Raw genomic sequence first — 21,981 nt, 5'->3', positions numbered from 1 at the left:
GAACTGAATGAAATGTAATGGAGGCGGTTATTAGGCGCGCACTGTCGCAATTGCGCGACTATGCGTCAATTTGGTTGCCGAGTCAACTACACATCATTTATTCCATTTAAAATTACACAAACTGCCTATAAACCTTTAAGCACTGCGATAAGAGTTTTACACTCATTTACGTCTATAGTGACCCAAAAGCCCTTTTCAATTTGTATAAAATTGTACCTGTGTAGCACTTTCAGCAATATCTGAACCAGTTTTGCAGTATCTGTAAAACCGAATTACAGTGTGAAAGCGAGCTCGACGCCTTTAAACAATACGTGGTAACTAAGTGATAACTCAGATTTGTATATTTTTGATTGGACTTATTATTCTGAGCTGGAGCGCAGACAAATTTGTTGTTGGCGCTTCTGGCTTAGCCAAAAATTTTGGTATCTCGCCCATGATCATTGGATTAACCATTGTTGCCATGGGTTCCTCGGCACCGGAGATTGTCGTCTCTGTGATAGCTTCTGTCAATGATAAAACGAACACAGCCATAGGCAATGCAATAGGCTCGAATATCGCCAACATAGCGTTGGTACTGGGGATCACCGCACTCATCCGACCTATTCAAGTACGTTCATTAACGGTCAAACGAGAGCTGCCTATCCTACTTTGTGTAACCGGTGGTGCAATTCATTTACTGCTAGATTACGAGCTTTCACGTCTCGACGGCATTATTTTACTCTCTCTACTGGTTCTTTTTATTGGCCTTATGCTTGTACTGGCGTGGCATTCAAGCCAGTCAGATCCGCTTGTGGACGAACAAGAAGCCGAGCTAAGTGCCACCATTACCAGCCAAAAGGCGACCCTATGGATTATAGTCGGGCTAGTTTTATTACCGCTGAGTGCCAAGTATATGGTGGATTCGGCAGTGAACATTGCTCATATGCTCGGTGTCAGTGATCTGGTGATTGGCCTGACTATTTTGGCCATTGGCACCAGTTTGCCTGAGTTGGCAGCCAGTATTGCAGGCGTATTGAAAAAGGAAGATGAACTAGCCCTTGGCAACATTATTGGCTCTAACACCTTTAATTTACTTGCAGTTTTAAGTATGCCGGGGTTGATTGCACCGGGGCTTGTAGACGACAATGCCGTGTCACGGGATATCTGGGTGATGGCTGCGTTAACGCTAATGCTGTTTGTTTTTAGTTTTAATTTTCGTGGCACACGTAGGATTAACCGGTGGGAAGCAGGTATACTCTGCATTAGCTTTGTGCTTTATCAGTGGTGGTTATTTAAATAAATGTCTGAACAAGCAAACTTATTTTTGTCGTCGGCCAAACAGGTCATCGACATAGAATCGTCGGCAATTGCGTCTTTGGGCGACCGCTTAAACAGCGATTTTGTCGCCGCCTGTAATATGTTGATGCAGTGCAAAGGCAAAGTCGTTGTGTCGGGTATGGGCAAATCTGGTCACGTTGGCCACAAGATCGCAGCAACACTCGCCAGTACCGGTACTCCTGCCTTTTTTATGCACCCAGGTGAAGCCAATCACGGCGACCTTGGTATGTTAAGCGAAAACGACGTGCTACTGGCTATATCTAACAGTGGTGAAACCGCCGAATTGCTCAACTTACTGCCTGTAGTCAAACGCTTGTCTGTACCTGTTATCGCCATGACTAACAAAGCCACCAGCGCGTTGGGCCAACATGCCGATGTTTGGCTAGATATCAGTGTAGATCGCGAAGCCTGCTCATTGGGCTTAGCCCCTACAACCAGTACTACCGTTACATTGGTCCTAGGCGACGCCCTCGCCGTTGCCCTGCTCGATGCCAGAGGCTTCACTTCAGACGATTTTGCCCTATCTCACCCCGGCGGCAGTTTAGGCAGAAAATTACTAATGAAAGTGGCCGACATTATGGTGAGTGACGACAACATTCCGTGTGTACAGCAAACAGCCACAGTTTCTCAAGCATTGCTCGAAATATCCCAGAAAGGCTTGGGCATGACAGGTGTACTCAATGACCAACAACAACTTGTTGGCGTGTTTACCGATGGCGACCTCCGACGTATTCTCGATGCCCGCGTAGACCTGCACACCACGCAAGTAGAAAAGGTCATGACCCGAGGCGGTAAAACCACAACTGCAGATAAATTGGCCGTTGAAGCACTAAATCTCATGGAAAGTCATAAAATCAGTGCATTATTGGTTGTAGACAAGGATAATCACCCCATCGGAGCATTTAATATGCATATGTTACTCAAAGCAGGGGTAGTCTAAGTGAGTCAAACCAACACCTTATATGGTGAGATTAATACCGCGTTGTTCGAGCAATTACACCAAATTAAGTTATTTGTATGTGATATCGATGGTGTATTTTCTGACGGTCGTATTTACCTAGGCAACCAAGGCGAAGAACTCAAAGCATTTCACACCCGTGATGGTTATGGCGTTAAAGCGCTCGTAAAAATGGGGGTAAACGTGGCGGTTATCACCGGCAGAAAGTCAAATATTGTTGCCCAGCGCATGCGTTCACTCAACGTTGCTCATATTATTCAAGGCGAAGAAAACAAAGCAGATGCGCTAATTAACCTGATGAATGAATTAGGCTTAGCGGCGCATGAAGTGGCGGCAATCGGCGACGACGTACCCGATTTAGGAATGTACGAACACGCATCTGTACGTATTGCGGTTGCTGATGCTCACCCTCAGGTTCTCGAGCAAGCGAACTGGATCACCAAAACCCGTGGCGGCTTTGGCGCAGTAAGAGAGGTGTGTGACACAATGCTACAAGCACAAGGCCAACTTAACGAAATTCACGGTGCAAGTGTATGAGCCGAGTCGGCCTCAGTATCGCAGGGCTTTTTATATTAGCGCTGTTGCTATACGTGCCAAGCTGGATGTCACCGCCCCCTGAAGTCTCACAAGAGCAAGATATCCGGGCGTTAACGCCCACATACAAAGCGAAAAATATAACCACGCGAATTTACGATGAAGCCGGACACCTCAGTCACCAAGTGTTTGCGAAATCAATGGAACACTATGATTTACTAGGTTTTGTTCTGTTTAGTGAACCTGATTATACCTTATACACAGATGATACAAGTCAACCCTGGCATCTGCACGCTGATGAAGGCACCTTATACGACAACAATTTGATTCACTTAGAATCAAACGTCAGTATCACGAATGAAGATAACGACAATTTCGTACGCTCAATCAGTACCGAATTTATTGAAATTAACCTAAAAACCAAGATCGCAACATCCAACGAACCCATGATTATAAAAGGGGTGAACTTTGTGGTGACCGGCAATGGTTTTAATGCAAATTTAGAAACAAAACAGTACGAGTTAAGTCATCATGTTGAAACGATTTACACCCCTAGCCTGTAGCCTAGTATTGGGCTGGTTGCTGATTCCACAGGCTGTGGCTGGCGAAGCAGATTTCAAACAACAGATCCATATTAAAGCGGAAGACCAAAATCTGGATGGCGTTACCAAAACGCTTATACTCACGCGAAATGTCGCCATCAGCCAAGGCACTTTGTTAATTAAAGCTGATCGCGTAGAAGTGGTTAAAGGTGAAAATTCAGATGAAGGTTTTGAGGTCATTGTTGCTACTGGGAATCCGGCGAGCTATCAGCAGGATCTGGACAATGGTGAAACCGTATTTGCCAGCGCTAACGAGATCCGCTATGAAGTGGCCAACCGCATATTGACTATGGCTGGCGACGCCAAACTGGATCGCGACACCATTAAAATGACCAGTAATAATATTGTTTTCGACTTAATTAAAGAGCAAGTTCGCGCCGCAGACAGTGAAGGGGTTGAAACCGTACTAAGCCCAGAGTCATTTAACCAGTTGAAAGAAAAGGAACCGGAGCAGTAATGGCAACATTAACCGCGACCCATCTCGCCAAATCTTATAAATCTCGCCAAGTTGTGCGCGATGTAAGTTTGGAAGTATCAACCGGACAAATTGTTGGCTTGCTCGGCCCCAACGGTGCGGGTAAAACCACCACCTTTTATATGATTGTCGGTCTTGTTCCTTTAGACAAAGGGAACATTACCATCGACCAGCATTCACTCACGCATCAACCGATGCATGAGCGCGCTCGACAAGGTATTGGCTATTTACCTCAGGAAGCGTCTATATTTCGTAAACTCACCGTGTATGAAAACATCATGGCGATTTTACAAACACGCAAAGCGCTGACAAAAGCCCAGCGTGAAAGCGAAGCTGATTCACTACTTGATGAATTTAACATCAACCATATACGTAATAGTACAGGGATGAGTTTATCAGGGGGCGAACGCCGCCGAGTAGAAATAGCACGGGCACTTGCCGCCGATCCCAAATTTATTTTGTTGGACGAACCATTTGCTGGTGTTGATCCTATATCGGTTAATGATATAAAGAAGATAATCCAACACTTGCGTGATCGAGACATCGGAATTTTGATTACCGATCATAACGTTAGAGAGACGCTGGATGTATGCGAAAAAGCTTACATCGTGAGCCACGGAGAGTTAATTGCACAGGGTACTGCCGAAGACGTTTTGAGTAATCAAAAAGTGAAGGATGTATACCTAGGTGAGCAATTCAGGCTATAGTTAGGGTATCAAAGGAATATTTGTCTAACCAGCTACTACAGGTTAAAGCGTATTAAGATAAGAAGTAGATGAAGCCATCTTTACAACTCAAATTCAGCCAACAGTTAACGATGACGCCGCAGCTCCAGCAGGCGATCAAGCTGTTGCAGCTTTCCACTCTAGACCTCCAGCAGGAAATTCAGGAAGCGCTGGACGCTAACCCATTACTTGAAGTTGAAGAGGGTAGCGATTTCGACAACCTAGAGAAAAGTAACTTAGACAAGCTTACTGAGGGTGAGTCGACGACGGTGTCTTCTTCAGACAGTATTGAAAGTGGTGATGCGCTAGAAAAAAACGAACTGCCCGACGAACTGCCTATCGACAGTACATGGGATGAATACTATTCGGCCTCATCAGCGCCCGCATCGTCGTCTTCAAGCAGTGACGATGAACACGTTTATCAAGGCGAAACAACAGACGATATTCAAGCGCACTTATTGTGGCAAATGCGTCTCACGCCATTCAGCGACCTCGACCGCGCTATTGCCATTGCCATCATTGATTCCATTGACGAATCTGGTTATCTCACTTCGCCTATCGAAGATATTCTCAACAGCATAAATGAAGACGAAGACCTAGAAGAGCCTGTCGAGCTTGATGAAGTGGAATGCGTGCTTAAACGCATTCAGATGTTTGACCCAATCGGTTCTGGCTCGCGCTCACCTCAAGAGTGCTTGATGGTGCAATTGAAGCAATTCTCGCCCGACACGCCTTGGCTTGCCGAAGCCAAAATGCTGATTCAAGAGTACACTGACTTACTTGGCAGCAAAGATTATCGAACCTTAATGCGTAAAACGCGTCTGAAAGAAGACGAGTTACGCGAAGCTATGCGACTGCTCCAGAGCTTAAACCCTCGCCCGGGCAGTGCGTTAGTGACAAAAGAACCCGAATACGTGATTCCTGACGTATCGGTAGCGAAAAAGAACGGCCGTTGGAGTGTTGAATTAAACCCCGACAGCCTGCCAAAACTGAATGTGAATCAGCAATACGCAGCCATGAGTCGAAACTCGAAAAGCAGCAGTGATTCCCAATTCATTCGTTCTCATATGCAAGAAGCCAAATGGTTTATAAAAAGTTTGGAGTCGCGCAACGAGACATTGTTAAAAGTAGCGAACTGTATCGTACAACAACAGTTAGGTTTCTTTGAACATGGGCCAGAAATGATGAAGCCTATGGTACTGAACGACGTAGCTGAAATGGTGGACATGCACGAATCTACGATATCGCGTGTTACCACGCAGAAGTACATGCACACACCTAGAGGTATTTTTGAACTGAAATACTTCTTCTCTAGCCATGTTGCCACTGAATCGGGTGGTGAATGCTCTTCAACGGCTATTCGTGCATTGATCAAAAAATTGGTGGCGGCTGAAAAGCCAGCTAAACCGCTCAGCGACAGCAAGATTGCTCAATTGTTGGCCGACCAAGGCATTAAAGTAGCCCGGCGGACAATAGCAAAATACCGGGAATCGTTATCGATTCCACCGTCTAACCAACGCAAGAGCTTAATTTAATTAAGCTGCAAACCAAAAGGAAGACGACTATGCAAATAAACCTTACTGGTCATCATATTGAGATCACAGATTCTTTGCGTACTTATGTCGATACCAAGTTCAGCAAACTTGAGCGTCATTTTGATCATATTTCTAACGTGCACGTGATATTAAATGTTGAGAAACTCAACCAAAAAGCCGAAGCCACGATGCATTTGAGTGGAGCAGAAGTATTTGCTTCATCTGAAAACACCGATATGTATGCTGCGATCGATAGCATGGTCGATAAACTCGACCGTCAAGTGATCAAGCATAAAGAAAAGCTTAAAAAACACTAATTAAGACAGCATGGATATTAAAGCCATTGTTAGCCTGAACCGCACCGAGTGTGCGGTTCAGTGCAATAGTAAAAAAAGAATTCTCGAAATCATTAGCGATATCGCCGAAAAAACGACCCCAAATGTCGACAAAGTAGACGTACTCACGGCCTTATTAGCACGTGAAAAAATGGGTAGTACAGGTATTGGTAATGGTATTGCGCTCCCTCATGGTCGGCTTCCTGGCTTGGACAGAGTCATTGCCATTATTGTCACCAGCGAACCTCCCATCCAGTTCGATGCTATCGATAATAAACCCGTCGATATCTTTTTTAGTTTACTGGTTCCTGAAGAACAAACCGAAGGCCACTTACAAACCTTGGCCACAATTGCCGGTAAACTGAGCGATAAAGACACCGTAAAAGCCATTAGAAACGCCACTAACGGCGATGATATTCTTACCGCACTAGGCGAATAGTAGCGTAAAGCGATTTAGGGAGAAGCGCATTGAAACTCATCATTATTAGTGGCCGCTCAGGTTCAGGAAAATCGGTCGCATTACGCGCCCTCGAAGACTTAGGCTACTATTGCGTCGACAATATTCCCGTTAATCTTTTGCCCACCCTCACACACACAGTGGTTGACGAATACGACCAAGTGGCCGTGAGTATAGACGTTCGCAATCTGCCTAAAGACCCGAACGAACTGGTAGAAATACTCGATTACCTGCCAGCGTCTTGGTCAATGACAATCGTGTATATCGACGCCAGTGATGACATTCTGGTGAAGCGCTTCAGCGAAACTCGCCGTTTGCACCCTTTAGCCAAGCTCAATAAGTCGCTGTCAGAGGCCATACAAGCAGAAAAAGCCTTGTTAGCGCCGATAGCCGAGCGCGCAGATTTGTATTTAGACACAGATAAACTGTCAATTCATCAACTCGCCGAACTCATTCGTGAGCGTATTTTAGGAAAGAAAAGCTCTCGCTTAGTGTTGGTATTTGAATCCTTTGGTTTCAAACATGGCATTCCCAAAGACGCAGACTATGTTTTCGATGCGCGATTTCTACCCAACCCTCATTGGGAGCCCGACCTAAAACACCTTACTGGTCTGGATGCTCCTGTTGAGGTATTTCTTGGGTCGCAACCCATAGTGACAAAGTTTATTTGGCAAATTCAGAATTTATTAACCACGTGGTTACCGCATTTAGAACGCAATAACCGCAGTTATGTCACTATCGCTATTGGGTGCACAGGAGGCCAGCACCGCTCGGTTTTTGTTGCCCAAAGCCTAGCGAAAAACTTCAGCGACATACATCCAGATGTTCAAATTCGCCACCGAGAGTTGAATCAATAATGCGTATTGAAAAAACCGTCACTATCGTCAACAAGCTAGGATTACATGCACGAGCAGCGACTCAACTGGTGCAATTGGCCAACCAATTCGATGCTCAAATTATGCTTCACAAAGGCGATAAACAAGCCAACGCCAATAGTGTATTAGGGTTAATGATGATGGAGAGCCATCAAGGCGAGCAAATACTCTTAGTCAGTGAAGGCCCCGATGCTGAAGCTGCGCTCGACGCTGTGGAAGCGCTCATTGCCGGTCGGTTTAATGAGGCTGAGTAAAACACTCAGCCCCACCCTATTTACTCCAATTTAATGTAATTGCCTGAACACGAGCTATTAACCGCCAGACCGTCTTCTTGAGCACTCAGGTTAATCCCCAAGCGACAACGTTCGACCACTTCTACCCAGCGTTCATTCAAGTCACTATCGAGAATAATCAACAGAGAACGTTGAGAGGTTGCTCGCAGTTTAGCAAGTAGCACCAAATACGGCACATCTTCGCTAACAGTCATCGGCATCACTTGCACCGATGTTAAATAGGAATACTCACACAGATTCTCGAATTGATACTTTACCTCATTGTTCTGACTCAAGCGCAATACACAAGATTCAGAATCCGCGACTGACCAGTCCTTACCTTGCCAACTAAAATATTGTGGAGTGTCGTCGCTATCTAACCGTGACCATTGATAGAGGTTTTCTGTATCACCGTCCATCATGCGTATTGGGTACGCTTCAACATTATTGCGTACTAATACACGTGGCTCCTGAGCCGCTTCAATATCAGCGTAAGAGTTCACACCTAGTAAGGTCGCGATACCACTTGCACTGAAAATAGCGGCAATAGTCATGGTAATGAACACACCTTTTGGTACTTGCCAGTCCCATTTTTTTACGCGCATAAACTTACACACCACAAAGCTCACTATGGCGGTAACCGCGCCCCAAAACACGGCGACAAAGGGAAGTAGGAAATCGCCGATGGCATGCGTTGAACTGGGGCGCCCCAACTGCGCCACAAGGTTTTGCTGAGTATGAAGGCTAAAGTAAATAAAGCTGGCCACGATCAAACTGAGAGACACGGGCAAATGTTTTAATAACGATGTTGATTTCACGACATTCTCCTTGAGTTGATTCAAGCCCTGCGCTTGATAACAGGGCTATCAGTCTTATTCCTTAGTAGGTTTTGATGTATTCACGCCCTGTCTCCTAACTCGCTTTTTCGAACAAAGGTGTAATTAGGGTGGAATCGATGGTGACGACTTCTTGGGTCAGTTGGTACTCATGTAAATATTCGGCAATCGTGGTGAACGTGGCGGTTTTCACTTTGCCAGGATGGTCATTCAAACTCACACCACTGGAAAACATACTGCCAAGAGAAAGTTTAAACCGGCTCATATGAACAGGTTGAGCGTCAAAGTACGCTTTTGTATTTTGTTTTAACCTCGCTTGATCGGTTGTGTCGTAAATTGCCGAATTGATCAAGTCTAACGTGTATTCTGTGCAATTTTGGCGTTCAGACGTGTAAGGGCTAGCAATCACAGAATAATAAGGTACGTGAAGGGTACGGGCTTTTTCACTAGCAAGTAACGCGACCAGTTTGTGCTGAAGTTCAGGGGTAGGAATAATCACACCTGCTTTCAGTGCTTTCGCTCCCCAGAAAAAATCTACCGGATAATCCGTAACTAAGTCGCTTATCCCCGGATCTTGAGCGCGTTGATACAAATTGTGGATCGCATAGCCGTATTCCGTCTCACCGCTATCAGTTTCAATCGCCGAATACACAGCGATAGCAGTGTGGGTATATTGAATCCCCTTTGGTAAATCTTCGGTTGGGCGCCCTTGTCGCGCAATAATAAAAGCATATGCGCCTTGCTCTGCGGCATAACGTTCCACACGTTTAGCAAAGTTCACAATTTCTTCCGGCTTGAAAACCGCTTCCTGTGGTGCCTGACTACCTGCTTGGGCGAAAGACGCCCAAGCTAAACAACCGATAAATAGTAACTTTTTCATTGTTATATCCCTCAACAGTGCCGCAATAACGTTAGTCGTTCACCGTGGTTTGATTAATGATGACCTGATTCGGCGAGGGGTCGCAGGTAATCACTTTATCTGTGATTGGCAGTGGTTTTGGCTTTTCAGAAGCCTGGTGTAAATCCTTCATCGCTTCATGGCTGACATGAGCAACAGATACCGCCGTGCCTCCTACTATTAACACCGGTACGGCAACGGCCGCACTTGCTACAGAAGCCGTGACTTTTGAGGCTTCAATACTGGCTAATACGCTGTGTTTACTTGCTTGTCCAGAATGATCCACAGAGTCATCTGCGTACAAAGGCTGACAAAAAGCGGCGGTGATCAATACAGTTGAAATTAACTTTTTCATTGCTAGTTCCTTTTAATGAAGACGCTATCAACTTAGAAAAAGGATTAATATTTGTAAACTTCGATGAAAAATGTAGTATAAATCACCACCAAAGGTATTAAATATTTATACTTATGAGCCAAATTAAGCACATTACTGCGGTACTCAAACAGTCACTTAGGGAACAACAACTCACCTATAAAGACGTTGCGATTGCACTCGATTTAAGCGAAGCGAGTATCAAGCGCTGTTTCTCTCATCACAATTTTTCCTTGGAACGATTAGAGGAGATTTGTGGGCTGATGAAAATGGAATTGACCGACCTATTCGCCAAAGCGCAAAAGCAAGGACAGCGCATTTCACAGCTCACTGCCGAGCAGGAAGTTGAACTACTACAAGATCCTAGGTTACTACTGGCTGCTGTTTGTGTTCGCGACGGCTGGAAGTTTGACGAACTGATTTCTCACTACCAAATCGAGCAACACGAAGGAATACGGTTGATGGCTAAGTTAGACAAACTGCGTTTAATAGAACTATTGCCCGGTAATGACTATCGCTTGTTGATTGCACAGGACTTTCGCTGGATCCCCGGTGGCCCGTTAGAGCGGTTTATGGAAAAAGAGGTAATGGTGAAGTTTATGGACCCAAAGAAAAACGAGCCTTGGACATTTCGGTTTTACTTACGAGGGCGATATTCAGACTCTTCCGTTGCCATTATTCAGCGCCGTCTTAATCAACTCACTAAAGAAGCGGCTCAGCTCAGTGAAGAAGACAACTTATTACCTATCGATGAACGTAAACACATGGGCTTGCTCATGGCTATGCGCCCATGGGAGCCATCCCTGTTTGAAAATATGCGCCGGAACAGCTCCGAGTAGTCGATAAAGCCGGGCTAATAAAACTGGTGGATCTGTTTATTTTCACCTAACTCATGTAACCTATACGTCTGTTTTGTCAGTCTTTCATAGGTGTCATGTGGCAGAAGCGCTTGAATCAAAACACACTCAAGGTCAGCTCCACGAAATCAATCGGGCACTATCAGAAGGGCGATTCGTCTCGGTTCGTAAATTCCTACACGAAATTCCCCCTAGTGATGTAGCCTTGATCTTAGAATCGAGCCCAACCAAAACTCGTGAAGAGTTGTGGGATTTACTCGATGACGATTTTCATGGCGATGTATTAGAAGAACTATCCGAAGAGGTACGTAACGGCATCATCACTAAAATGGTTCCGTCGAGCGTTGTTGACGCGCTCGAAGACATGGATACCGATGATTTAGCCGAAACGCTAAGCAGTCTGCCAGACCAAGTATTGCAAGATATTTTGCAATCAATGGATGCCCAAGACCGCGTGCGCGCAGAACAAGCCTTGTCTTACGGTGAAGAAACCGCAGGTTTCATTATGAACACCGACACCATTACTTTACGTCCAGATGTGACGGTAGATGTGGTGTTGCGTTACATTCGCCTGAAAGGAGAATTACCGGAGAATACCGATACCTTTTACGTTGTTAATCGCACTGACAATTTAGTCGGTTTAGTGCCTGTCACCCGACTGCTCACGGCGCCAGCAGAAGCCAATGTATCTGATGTGATGGACGAAGAAGCCGAGGCGATTTCGGTTAATATGCCAGACGACGAAGTCGCAAGCTTATTTGAACGCTACAATTGGTTATCTGCCCCAGTAGTTGATGAAAAACACCGCCTCGTCGGGCGTATTACCATTGATGACGTGGTTGATATTATCCGTGAAGATGCCGAACACTCGATGATGAGTATGGCGGGTTTGGACGACGAAGAAGACACCTTTGCACCAGTATTGCAAAGTACCAAACGTCGTTCGGTATGGCTGGGCGTGAACTTAGTCACGGCCTTACTTGCGGCCATGGTCAGCGATTTATTTGAGGCGACGTTAAGTCAGTTAGCGGTACTGGCTATTTTGAATACCATTGTACCCAGTATGGGTGGCGTAGCAGGAAACCAAACCCTAACACTCGTAATCCGTGGTATGGCACTTGGGCATGTTAACCCTAGTAACGCCCGTTGGTTGATCAGCAAAGAATTGTCGATAGGGTTTCTCAACGGTTTGATCTGGGCTGTGCTCATCGCCTCTGTGATTGCGCTATGGAAAGGCGACGCCATGCTAGGCGTGATCATTGCCTTTGCTATGATGATGAACATGATTGCAGCTGCACTTTCGGGCGCAACTTTGCCGATTATCATGAAAAAGCTGAAAATTGACCCAGCGTTAGCAGGTAGCGTTATTCTAACCACCATCACAGATGTAGTAGGCATATTCGCCTTTTTAGGTACGGCAACCTTGTTCTTGGTTTAATTGCGCACAGACCTAGCACTCTCTGTGTTGGGTGAGTTGATTTATTTAGTGACATTAAAAAAGCCCTCGTGAATCACTTCAGAGGGCTTTTTATTATTTGATCACCTTAAGGTTAGGTTTACCTTTAGGCGGTGGTGGCGGTGGCGACTGAGGCTGCTCTGGTGGCAACTCATTATCGTCTACCGCAGATAACAACTCTTCATCATCAGTCAATGACTCTTCAGGCGCAAAAACAGTTCCCGCGCCATTCTCTCTCGCGTAAATCGCTTGTACAGCCTGACAAGGCATACTCAAACGACGTGGCTGCCCACTGAAACGCGCTTGAAAGGCCAAACCATCGAGATCAAGATGAAAGTTCACGCACGCAGCAGGAGAAATGTTCAAAACGATTTGACCGTCTTTCACAAATTCCTGCGGTACCTCTACCATTGGGTAGTTCGCATCAACGACAATATATGGCGTTAAATCGTTATCTACAATCCAGTCGAAAAACGCTTTCAGCAAATAAGGCTGGTTTGACGTCATTGGACTCATAGTGGGTTGTGGATCTCACGTTCTTGGTCAGTCAAAGACGCTTTGAATGAGCTACGTGAGAAAATACGATTCATGTATGCGTTCAATTCTTTGCTGCCAGCACCAGTTAATTGGATACCGAGTGCCGGTAAACGCCACAATAGCGGTGCTAGGTAGCAATCTACTAAGCTGAACTCTTCACTCATAAAGTAAGGCATTTCAGCGAATAATGGAGCTAGGCTAAGCAGTGCTTCACGCAATTCATTACGCGCAACTTCAACATCACCTTCACCACGGAAGATCTTCGCAGCAAGGCTGTACCAGTCGTTCTCGATACGGTGCATCATCAAGCGGCTTTGGCCACGAGATACAGGGTATACAGGCATCAACGGAGGGTGCGGGAAGCGCTCGTCAAGATACTCCATAATGATATGGGACTTGTACAGCACCAACTCGCGATCCACTAGAGTAGGAACGGTACCGTAGGGGTTTAAGTCAAGCAGATCTTCTGGCAAGTTGCTTGGGTCAGTGTAGCTAATTTCTACGCCAACACCTTTCTCTGCCAGTACAATACGTACCTGATGACTATAAATATCAATCGTGTCTGAGAACAACGTCATTATTGAACGTTTATTCGCGGCTACGGCCATTCAATCGCCTCCGTTAAGGAACAAGTGGTAAAAACAGAATGGTCTATTTTACCAGAAATAAAATAAAAAAGGGGGCGGATTGCCCCCTTTTTGGATTATACAGCATTTTTCTGCGATTAGTGTAAATCGCGCCAAAAATCTTTCTTCAACAAATACACAAAAATAAACAACACTACAATAAATACCAGCACCCATTTTCCGATGCGTTCAGACTCTAAACGCGCGGGTTCACCTGTGTATTCTAAGAAGTTAACCAGGTCAAGAATGGCCTTGTCATATTCTGCTGTGGACATGGTGCCATCGCCGTCGTTGGTTAGCCCTACATACTGCTTCACCATTTCACCGTCGATCAGCTTTTCTTCGTAGGTTTCACGCTGCGTACCTTGAAGCGGTTGCAACACATGAGGCATGCCCACTTCTGGAAATACCTTATTGTTCACACCAAACGGTCGGCTTGGGTCAACATAAAAGGTACGCAGATACGTATACAGCCACTCTGGGCCGCGAACACGTGCAACCAACGTCAGGTCAGGGGGCGCTGCGCCAAACCATCCAGCAGCGGCTTCCTCTGGCATTGCTCGGGTAATGTAATCACTGACCTTTTCACCCGTAAACTGCAAGTTCTCTTGCCCTAATTCATCAGATATACCTAAGTCGGTAAAGGTACGCTGATAGCGTTGGTATTTCATCGAATGGCAGCCTAAGCAATAGTTCATGAACAATTGCGCACCGCGTTGTAACGACGCTTTATCGTGAAGGTCGATATCGGGCTCATCGAGGTGGTAACCACTACCCGCCGCTACTGCCAAGCCAGGAATCAATAGTACTAATGCGAAAATCAGTTTTCTCATTTAGGGATCCTCGTGGGTACAGGCTTGGTCTTTTCGTTTTTGCTGTAAATGAACAACAACACGAAGAAACCGAAGTAGAACAATGTAGCAAACTGAGAAGCAATAATTTTCCAGTTTTCTTGCGGCGTACCACCTAGGTAACCTAAAAACACAAACACAATGGCAAACACAATCAAATTCACCTTGTGTAGCCCGCAGCGATAACGCCACGATTTCACCTTACCGCGGTCGATCCAAGGCAAAGCAAATAAAGCGGCAATTGCTCCAAACATCGCGCATACACCCAGCAGTTTATCCGGCACGGCTTTCAAAATGGCGTAGAAAGGCGTGAAGTACCAAACTGGGAAAATATGCTCTGGGGTTTTCAATTGGTTCGCAATTTCGAAGTTGGGGTGTTCTAAGAATTTACCGCCCATTTCAGGAGCGAAAAACAAGATATAACAGAACGCAAACAAGAACACACAGAAGGCAACCATATCTTTCAATACAATATGAGGGAAGAACGGCACCACATCGTCGGCTATGTCGTACTTACTGGTGTAATACTCATGAATTTCAAACTTGGTTTTGTCTTCTTCTGCCAAGCTGCCTTTTTTGTGTTTAATCGCCACACCGTCAGGGTTGTTCGACCCCACTTCATGTAATGCAATAATGTGCAAGAACACCAGAATAACAATCACCAAAGGTAGTGCTATCACGTGCAAGGCAAAAAATCGGTTCAGCGTGGCACCCGAAATAACATAGTCACCTTGGATCCAGATGACTAAGTCTGGGCCTACAACAGGAATCGCACCAAACAGCGATACAATAACCTGCGCGCCCCAATAAGACATTTGCCCCCACGGCAATACATACCCCATAAAGGCTTCAGCCATGAGCGCCAAATAAATAAACATGCCGAACACCCACAGGAGTTCACGTGGCTTTTGGTACGAACCGTAAATCATGCCGCGGAACATGTGCATATACACCACAATAAAGAACGCCGACGCGCCAGTACTGTGCATGTAACGAATGATCCACCCATAGTCAATTTCACGCATGATGTATTCAACAGAGGCAAACGCGCGCTCTGCTGAAGGCTCAAAATTCATCGTCAACCAAATACCGGTAACAATTTGGTTAACCAACACTATGGTGGCGAGAAAACCAAACACGTACCAGAAGTTCATATTTCTCGGTGCGGGATATTGAATAGCGTGCATGTTCGCTACCCGCATCATTGGGATACGTTCTTCAATCCAGTTCAAGAAGGCATTCATAATTAGGCAGTCTCCGCTTCTGAGCCAATAATCACAGTGTGATCATCAACGTATTGATAAGGAGGGACCACCAAGTTCAACGGCGCAGGAACATTTTCAAATACGCGGCCGGCCATGTCGAATTTTGAACCGTGGCAGGGGCAAAAAAAGCCATCAGGCACACCTTCTACCACTTCTTCAAATGCACCGTCTTTCAGGTGTTGTGGCGAGCACCCCAAATGGGTACAGATACCCACTAATATCAGGTACTCTTCTTTCATCGAGCGGAAACGATTTTGGGCAAATGTGGGTTGCTGTTGAGCTTCAGACTGAGGATCTTTGAGTTTATCTTCGTGGTTGGCCAACTCTGACAAAATAGCGGGCGTTCTGCGTACAATCCACACGGGCTTGCTGCGCCACATCACGCGAATTAGCTGACCAGGTTCAATGCCACTTATATCAACTTCTACATCGGCACCGGCAGCTTTCGCTTTTGCACTTGGGTTCCAGGACGCAACAAAAGGTACCGCCGCACCAACAACCCCTACTCCGCCAACAACAGAAGTCGCAACGGTTAAAAACCGGCGACGCGCATTATCGGGTGATGAATTGTCGTTAAGTGCAGAATCTTTTGCATCGAGAGATACATTGCTCATCCACATTTCTCCAGGTTTGGACAACGATGCGTCACCAGACAGGGTCTAGAGCTCACACCTAATCGTTTTAGCCGCAGATTAATTGCAAAGCAACCCTGCGATTTCAACTTGAATTTTGCGTTAAAAATCGACGAAAAATGATAAAAGAAAACCCCTACAAAGCACAAGGAAATACTCGTCATTAACAAATAATTAATTGTGCTGTATCAAGTTTTTCATCGGTTTTTATTGGCGATCTATTACTCAGTTCTAGCTATTGTAGACGTGTTCTCAAGACTTTTCCGCTCTTTTCCTTACTTTTTATATGGAATAGTTTTCATTTTTAATAGCTTAGCGAATACACGTCTGGGGTTTTATTTTTTCGCCTCGTTTCAGCAGCCACTGAGCATTTTTCACAGGCAATAAAAAACCCGGTATAAACCGGGTTTTTGAATTCGAAATCTCGAAATAAAACGAATTAACGTTTTGAGAATTGAGGCTTCTTACGTGCTTTGTGAAGACCCACTTTCTTACGTTCAACGCGACGAGCGTCACGAGTAACGAAACCAGCTTTACGTAGCGCTGGGCGAAGTGCTTCATCATATTCCATCAATGCACGAGTAATGCCGTGACGGATTGCACCAGCTTGACCGTTAGAACCACCACCTTTAACAGTGATGTATAGGTCAAACTTTTCAGTCATTTCAACAAGTTCTAGAGGCTGACGAACAACCATGCACTCAGTCTCACGACCGAAGTACTCGTCTAGAGCACGCTGGTTTACTACGATGCTACCTGTACCTGGACGCAGGAACACGCGAGCAGTAGAACTTTTGCGACGGCCAGTGCCGTAATATTGAGTATCTGCCATGTCAAATGCTCCTTAGATGTCCAAAACTTGAGGTTGCTGTGCAGCGTGATTGTGTTCAGCGCCTGCGTAAACTTTCATTTTACGGAACATTGCACGGCCTAGAGGACCTTTTGGCAACATACCTTTAACTGCTTTCTCGATAACCATTTCTGGCTTGTGAGCGATCAGTTTTTCAAAGTTTGTCTCTTTTAGACCACCTGGGTAACCAGTGTGCGCGTAGTACATTTTGCCTTTCGCTTTGTTACCAGTCACAGTCACTTTTTCAGCATTGATAACTACAATGTAGTCACCAGTGTCAACGTGTGGTGTGTACTCTGGCTTGTGTTTGCCACGCAAACGTAAAGCAATCTCCGCCGCTAAGCGACCCAATGTTTTGTCTGTGGCGTCAACCACGTACCAGTCGCGTTTTACCGTTTCTGGTTTTGCAACAAAAGTTTTCATTTAAAATTCACCCGAAAATATCGTCGTTACTGATTTCCGCACCAGCGAAAATCACCATAAAAATCAATGCAAAGACCCCTTCGAGTCGACTGATTCTTCCACCTTCCCACAGGTGGGTGTAACTGGGCAGGGCGCGAATTATACAGGATTTGAGCAAAAAGCGAACCCCAAATACAGGAAAAATAAAAATAAAACCGTATTCAAGGTAAGTTGGTGGTGATGAGCATGAATACATCGCCATCGAGCATGGCTGATTCCCTTGAACAAAACTGTGAAAAACAATGTATTTGTATCGATTTACTACAAAATAAACGCTACATTTACAGATGTTTCTCATTTCCTCAGGCGGGCTTTAGTGTGGTGAAAAAATGGTAAAGTGGTTACTCAGCGCTACGCTATTCGCTTTATTGTGGCTAGCCCAAGCGCCTCGCGCTACTGCTAACGAAGTGGTGTACACCCGTGCGTTTACCGGCGCAGATTACGATTATTACCACGCTCAAGTATTGCGCTCTGCAATCGCAATAACTGCCGATTACGGTGAAACCGTCGTCCGGCCACACCCTCATCCTATGCCCCAAGCCCGTCAAATATTAATGCTATCAAAAGGCAGTGCCGACGTGATGTGGTCGGCAACAACGAACGAAAGAGAAAAAAAGCTCTTGCCAGTTCGCTTGCCACTATTACAGGGATTAGCGGGTTATCGGGTTTTTATTATCCAAAAAGACAATCAAGATGCATTTCCCAAAGACATGACATTAGACATGTTACGTGAAAAAACCGCCGTACAAGGGATAGACTGGCCCGATTTGGTGGTAATGCAAAAAAACGGGTTTAACGTGAATGGCGCCAATTGGAGTCAATGGTTTGCGTCAATGTACAACTCGATTCAACGCGGTGTTGTCGACTATTTTCCTCGCAACGTGATTGAAGTTAGCCGTGACTTAAACCGGCACAAAGACAAGAAAATCGAATTGGAGCAATACCACCTACTGCGGTACCCCAATTATGAGTATTTCTTTGTTTCTCCCTCTCGCCCAGAGTTAGTTGAGCGATTGGAAGTAGGGCTCATTCGATTGTTAGAAAGTGGCGAACTTGCCAAACTCTTTATGCAGCACCAAAACCATCAACGTGCTATGAAACTAATTGCCGATAAAGAGCGCGTTGTTTTTGACATCGAGAACCCGAGTTTGTCGTATCGTTTTGACGATACATTGTGGGCCAAAGACCCACAAATTGGCATTTCAATGCTCACCCAACACCGTGAAAAAAAGTAACTGAATAAAGGGACGATAAAGGTTTTTTTGGCAGGTTATTCACTGTGTTTTTTAACTTGCTGCCATAGCGATTCCATATCGTCTAAACTCAAGTTAACCAGAGGTGTCCCCTTCTGCTTAGCCAAGGCCTCAACATGGTTAAAGCGCGTTGCAAATTTAAGGCTGGCTTTACGTAACGCGGTATCTGCGTCAACCTGACAATGACGAGCCAAATTCACCATAGCAAATAAAGCATCGCCAATTTCCTCTTCTATCGCTTTGGCGTTTTGAGGAGTACGAACCAGCTCGGCGTGAATTTCATCCACTTCTTCCCGCACTTTATCAAGCACTGGAGCGACATCTGACCAATCAAACCCAACGGTTGCGCACTTTTTTTGTAACTTTTGTGCATACAAGAGAGCGGGTAACCCATTGGGAACGGTATCCAGTAAATAAGTCACAGACTTCCCTTTCAACTCGCGTTCTTGGCGCTTAATGGCTTCCCACTGCTCAGCCAATTCAGATTCAGTCGCACCACCATCGGCGAATACATGAGGGTGACGACGGACCATCTTGTCACTGATCGCATTGGCAATATCAGTAAACGAAAAATCGCCGTTTTCTTTTGCTATTTGGGCATAAAAAACAATTTGAAATAACAGGTCACCGAGTTCGTCTTTGATGTCCAGTTTGTCGTTGCGCATGATCGCATCGACCGCTTCATAGGCCTCTTCAATGGTATACCGCGTGAGCGAAGCCATTGTTTGCTTAACATCCCACGGGCAGCCATGTTCTTTGTCTCGCAATCTGGCCATAACATCCAGTAACCGTTGTAACGCGTCTTGAGGATTACTGGGACTTTCTGACCACATCTTGAATATCCTTAAGTTGGCGTAACCTGCTCATCACTTTTGACAAGGTTTCGGTGTCTGGTACTTCTACAGAAATGGTAATTAACGCAGTTTGACGCGCTTTGTCACTCAAACTATTCACCCCGAGTAAAGCCACACTCTCGTTGGCTAATACTGTAGTGATGTCTCGTAACAGACCAGTTCTGTCGTGACAGTAAATGTCGATACCGGTTTCAAACCCAACTTTAATCGACTCTGACCAATTTACTTCAATTTGGCGTTCTGGGTGCTGGTTGAGCAAATTTTGTAATTGTTCACAAGACTCTTTGTGTACACTTACGCCCCGGCCTTGCGTGATATAGCCCAATATGGGGTCGCCCGGCACTGGCTGACAACAGTTGGCCAATTGGCTCAATAGATGCCCTACCCCTTCTACTACCACACTGTCTTTCTTGCCTTTTGCTCCGGCCGAACGACGGGTCTTGAGCTTGGGGCTCACTTCAGGCTCAGGTTCTGGCTGAAGTAACTGCTGCAAATAATGCACAACCGACATCACGCGCACGTCGCCAGCACCAATTGCCGCGTACAGGTCGTCTACATGACCCATATTAAACTTCTCACAGGCTTTCACCGCGTCTTTCACTGGTAACTGAGCACGTTGCAGTTCTCGCTCAAGTAACTCTTTACCGGCTTGCAGGTTTTTCTCTTTGTCTTGCTTCTTGAAGAACGAGTGAATCGTAGCCCTTGCACGAGAAGAATGCACATAGCCCAAGCCAGGGTGCATCCAGTCACGGCTGGGGTTGAGCTCTTTACCGGTGTGAATTTCAACCTGATCACCGCTTTGCATTTGGTAGGTAAACGGCACAATACGGCCGTTAACTTTAGCCCCAATACAACGGTGCCCCACATTACTGTGAATGTAATAAGCGAAGTCCAACGGTGTAGAACCTTGCGGCAGGTCGATCACGTCGCCTTTTGGAGTAAATACGTAAACCCGATCATCGAACACCTGACTGCGCAACTCTTCAACGATATCACCAGATTCCGCCACTTCTTCTTGCCACAACAAAATGCGGCGCAACCAGTTAATGCGCTCGTCGTACCCTGATTGTTTGCCCGTTGAACCTTCTTTGTATTTCCAGTGCGCAGCGACGCCTAATTCTGCATCCTGATGCATTTGTTGGGTGCGAATTTGAATTTCAACTGGTTTGCCTTCCGGCCCGACTATAACCGTGTGGATTGACTGATAACCGTTGGCTTTTGGGGTCGCGATGTAGTCGTCAAACTCTTGGGGAATATGTTTGTAAGCAGCATGCACCGTACCCAGTGCGGCATAACAATCTTGCAATCGCTCTGCGATAATACGCACTGCACGAATATCAAAAAGCTGCTCAAACGTAAGGCGCTTTTTCTGCATTTTCTTCCAAATGCTATAGATGTGTTTAGGTCGCCCATACACTTCAGCGCGAATATGCTCGTTGTCGAGGTGTGCTTGTAGATCAGCCACCAAGTTTTCGATGTACTCAGCACGCTCTTTGCGCTTGCCGTCGAGTTGCTTGGCAATTTGTTTGTAAGTATCAGGGTGCAAGTAACGGAAAGCGAGGTCTTCCAACTCCCACTTTAACTGACCAATACCCAGACGATTAGCCAATGGCGCATAGATAGCTGAACACTCTCGCGCAACCATTACCCGCGTTTCTTCGTCGGCTTTTTTCACTTTTTGCAGCGCACAAATGCGCTCAGCCATTTTGATCACCACGGCGCGTACGTCTTCGACCATGGCCAATAACATACGACGAATACTATCAATATGCTGTTCATCAGGGGCTGATAATACGCTACCGCTTTGCTTTCTCGCGTGGAGCGCTTTAATTGCGTCCATACGACGCACACCGAGGATCAACTGTTCAATTTCTTCACCAAACTCGTTGTGAATGTCTTCTTCACTCAACTGGTGTTGTTCGCAATACGGGAACACCAAAGCGGCTTGAAGGGTAACATCGTCCATATTGAGTTGATGGAGGATTTCAACCATTTCTTGGCCAACAAGCAACTGCTCCGGCATCTCGGATATATCTCGGAGCTTTTGCTTTGTTTCTTGGCTAAGCGACAAACTGTCTAACCACCCCTCAAAACCGGGGCGATCTGATTCATGTACTTTTCTCGTTGAAACCATAATCTCTTACTC

Annotated in this window: 26 protein-coding genes; 14 read left to right on the top strand and 12 right to left on the bottom strand. The window is 45.7% G+C overall.

Features of this window, described 5'->3' with window-relative positions; all coding sequences use genetic code 11:
- Positions 1–322 precede the first annotated feature (322 nt).
- From ACXAH6_RS07920 to ACXAH6_RS07870, 11 genes are all read left to right on the top strand, one after another.
- On the top strand, positions 323–1,279 hold the full coding sequence (locus tag ACXAH6_RS07920) for a calcium/sodium antiporter (protein WP_474876119.1): 957 nt from the start codon (positions 323–325) through the stop codon (positions 1,277–1,279).
- A complete protein-coding gene (locus tag ACXAH6_RS07915; protein WP_474876118.1) occupies positions 1,280–2,257 on the top strand; it encodes a KpsF/GutQ family sugar-phosphate isomerase in 978 nt (325 codons plus the stop codon).
- On the top strand, positions 2,258–2,812 hold the full coding sequence (gene kdsC, locus ACXAH6_RS07910) for a 3-deoxy-manno-octulosonate-8-phosphatase KdsC (protein ID WP_474876117.1): 555 nt from the start codon (positions 2,258–2,260) through the stop codon (positions 2,810–2,812).
- Complete coding sequence (lptC, locus tag ACXAH6_RS07905; RefSeq protein WP_474876116.1) at positions 2,809–3,372, top strand: LPS export ABC transporter periplasmic protein LptC; 564 nt, start codon at positions 2,809–2,811, stop codon at positions 3,370–3,372. Before kdsC ends, lptC begins: the two co-directional genes overlap by 4 nt.
- Positions 3,341–3,868 (top strand): lipopolysaccharide transport periplasmic protein LptA, encoded by a 528-nt coding sequence (lptA, locus tag ACXAH6_RS07900; RefSeq protein ID WP_474876115.1) that lies wholly within the window; start codon positions 3,341–3,343, stop codon positions 3,866–3,868. The genes lptC and lptA overlap by 32 nt, the downstream gene beginning before the upstream one ends.
- Positions 3,868–4,593, top strand: a complete 726-nt coding sequence (gene lptB / locus ACXAH6_RS07895) for an LPS export ABC transporter ATP-binding protein (protein ID WP_474876114.1) — start codon at positions 3,868–3,870, stop codon at positions 4,591–4,593. Before lptA ends, lptB begins: the two co-directional genes overlap by 1 nt.
- A 68-nt stretch (positions 4,594–4,661) precedes the next feature.
- The gene (locus ACXAH6_RS07890; protein ID WP_474876113.1) at positions 4,662–6,146 is read left to right on the top strand and encodes an RNA polymerase factor sigma-54; all 1,485 of its coding nucleotides are present in this window, start codon (positions 4,662–4,664) and stop codon (positions 6,144–6,146) included.
- Between the two features lie 29 nt (positions 6,147–6,175).
- Positions 6,176–6,463, top strand: a complete 288-nt coding sequence (gene hpf, locus ACXAH6_RS07885) for a ribosome hibernation promoting factor (protein WP_474876112.1) — start codon at positions 6,176–6,178, stop codon at positions 6,461–6,463.
- Between the two features lie 10 nt (positions 6,464–6,473).
- Entirely contained in the window at positions 6,474–6,920 is a 447-nt protein-coding gene (ptsN, locus tag ACXAH6_RS07880; RefSeq protein ID WP_474876111.1) for a PTS IIA-like nitrogen regulatory protein PtsN, read from the top strand.
- Between the two features lie 29 nt (positions 6,921–6,949).
- Positions 6,950–7,795, top strand: coding sequence for an RNase adapter RapZ (gene rapZ / locus ACXAH6_RS07875; protein WP_474876110.1), 846 nt, complete (start codon positions 6,950–6,952; stop codon positions 7,793–7,795).
- Complete coding sequence (locus ACXAH6_RS07870; protein WP_474876109.1) at positions 7,795–8,067, top strand: HPr family phosphocarrier protein; 273 nt, start codon at positions 7,795–7,797, stop codon at positions 8,065–8,067. Before rapZ ends, ACXAH6_RS07870 begins: the two co-directional genes overlap by 1 nt.
- Before the next feature lie 20 nt (positions 8,068–8,087).
- Here ACXAH6_RS07870 and ACXAH6_RS07865 read toward each other — a convergent pair whose 3' ends face one another.
- The 3 genes from ACXAH6_RS07865 to ACXAH6_RS07855 all read right to left on the bottom strand — a co-directional run bounded on the left by ACXAH6_RS07865 (position 8,088) and on the right by ACXAH6_RS07855 (position 10,174).
- Positions 8,088–8,903, bottom strand: a complete 816-nt coding sequence (locus tag ACXAH6_RS07865) for a hypothetical protein (protein ID WP_474876108.1) — start codon at positions 8,901–8,903, stop codon at positions 8,088–8,090.
- A 94-nt stretch (positions 8,904–8,997) separates the two neighbouring features.
- Positions 8,998–9,801, bottom strand: coding sequence for a DUF2145 domain-containing protein (locus ACXAH6_RS07860; RefSeq protein ID WP_474876107.1), 804 nt, complete (start codon positions 9,799–9,801; stop codon positions 8,998–9,000).
- 31 nt (positions 9,802–9,832) lie between these two features.
- Entirely contained in the window at positions 9,833–10,174 is a 342-nt protein-coding gene (locus ACXAH6_RS07855) for a hypothetical protein (RefSeq protein ID WP_474876106.1), read from the bottom strand.
- A 113-nt stretch (positions 10,175–10,287) separates the two neighbouring features.
- Here ACXAH6_RS07855 and ACXAH6_RS07850 point away from each other — a divergent pair, with 113 nt between their 5' ends.
- Both ACXAH6_RS07850 and mgtE read left to right on the top strand, forming a co-directional pair.
- Entirely contained in the window at positions 10,288–11,031 is a 744-nt protein-coding gene (locus tag ACXAH6_RS07850; RefSeq protein ID WP_474876105.1) for a helix-turn-helix domain-containing protein, read from the top strand.
- 97 nt (positions 11,032–11,128) lie between these two features.
- On the top strand, positions 11,129–12,487 hold the full coding sequence (mgtE, locus tag ACXAH6_RS07845) for a magnesium transporter (protein ID WP_474876104.1): 1,359 nt from the start codon (positions 11,129–11,131) through the stop codon (positions 12,485–12,487).
- Between the two features lie 93 nt (positions 12,488–12,580).
- On the opposite strand, the gene ACXAH6_RS07840 is transcribed toward mgtE, so the two are convergent.
- From ACXAH6_RS07840 to rplM, 7 genes are all read right to left on the bottom strand, one after another.
- Positions 12,581–13,021 (bottom strand): ClpXP protease specificity-enhancing factor, encoded by a 441-nt coding sequence (locus tag ACXAH6_RS07840; RefSeq protein WP_474876103.1) that lies wholly within the window; start codon positions 13,019–13,021, stop codon positions 12,581–12,583.
- A complete protein-coding gene (sspA, locus tag ACXAH6_RS07835; RefSeq protein ID WP_474876102.1) occupies positions 13,018–13,650 on the bottom strand; it encodes a stringent starvation protein SspA in 633 nt (210 codons plus the stop codon). Before sspA ends, ACXAH6_RS07840 begins: the two co-directional genes overlap by 4 nt.
- A 116-nt stretch (positions 13,651–13,766) precedes the next feature.
- Positions 13,767–14,501 (bottom strand): cytochrome c1, encoded by a 735-nt coding sequence (locus tag ACXAH6_RS07830; protein WP_474876101.1) that lies wholly within the window; start codon positions 14,499–14,501, stop codon positions 13,767–13,769.
- On the bottom strand, positions 14,498–15,763 hold the full coding sequence (locus ACXAH6_RS07825; RefSeq protein WP_474876100.1) for a cytochrome b: 1,266 nt from the start codon (positions 15,761–15,763) through the stop codon (positions 14,498–14,500). The genes ACXAH6_RS07830 and ACXAH6_RS07825 overlap by 4 nt, the downstream gene beginning before the upstream one ends.
- Before the next feature lie 2 nt (positions 15,764–15,765).
- Positions 15,766–16,398, bottom strand: a complete 633-nt coding sequence (gene petA / locus ACXAH6_RS07820; RefSeq protein ID WP_474876099.1) for a ubiquinol-cytochrome c reductase iron-sulfur subunit — start codon at positions 16,396–16,398, stop codon at positions 15,766–15,768.
- Positions 16,399–16,855: 457 nt separating this feature from the next.
- Positions 16,856–17,248 carry a 30S ribosomal protein S9 gene (gene rpsI, locus ACXAH6_RS07815; protein WP_474876098.1) on the bottom strand — a complete coding sequence of 131 codons (393 nt, stop codon included), beginning with the start codon at positions 17,246–17,248 and terminating at the stop codon, positions 16,856–16,858.
- A gap of 12 nt (positions 17,249–17,260) precedes the next feature.
- Positions 17,261–17,689: a 50S ribosomal protein L13 gene (gene rplM / locus ACXAH6_RS07810; RefSeq protein ID WP_474876097.1), complete on the bottom strand. Its 429-nt coding sequence runs from the start codon at positions 17,687–17,689 to the stop codon at positions 17,261–17,263.
- Between the two features lie 368 nt (positions 17,690–18,057).
- On the opposite strand from rplM, the gene ACXAH6_RS07805 reads away from it, so the two are divergent.
- On the top strand, positions 18,058–18,963 hold the full coding sequence (locus ACXAH6_RS07805; protein ID WP_474876096.1) for a hypothetical protein: 906 nt from the start codon (positions 18,058–18,060) through the stop codon (positions 18,961–18,963).
- 35 nt (positions 18,964–18,998) lie between these two features.
- Here the strand turns inward: ACXAH6_RS07805 and mazG are convergent, their stop codons facing one another.
- Positions 18,999–19,814 (bottom strand): nucleoside triphosphate pyrophosphohydrolase, encoded by an 816-nt coding sequence (gene mazG, locus ACXAH6_RS07800; RefSeq protein ID WP_474876095.1) that lies wholly within the window; start codon positions 19,812–19,814, stop codon positions 18,999–19,001.
- Entirely contained in the window at positions 19,792–21,969 is a 2,178-nt protein-coding gene (gene relA, locus ACXAH6_RS07795) for a GTP diphosphokinase (protein ID WP_474876094.1), read from the bottom strand. Before relA ends, mazG begins: the two co-directional genes overlap by 23 nt.
- Between the last annotated feature and the right edge of the window lie 12 nt (positions 21,970–21,981).

This window comes from Alteromonas sp. ABE4_545 (assembly GCF_056161325.1).
The sequence above is the reverse complement of the archived record's forward strand: the minus strand, read 5'-3'. Positions and strand labels throughout refer to the sequence as shown.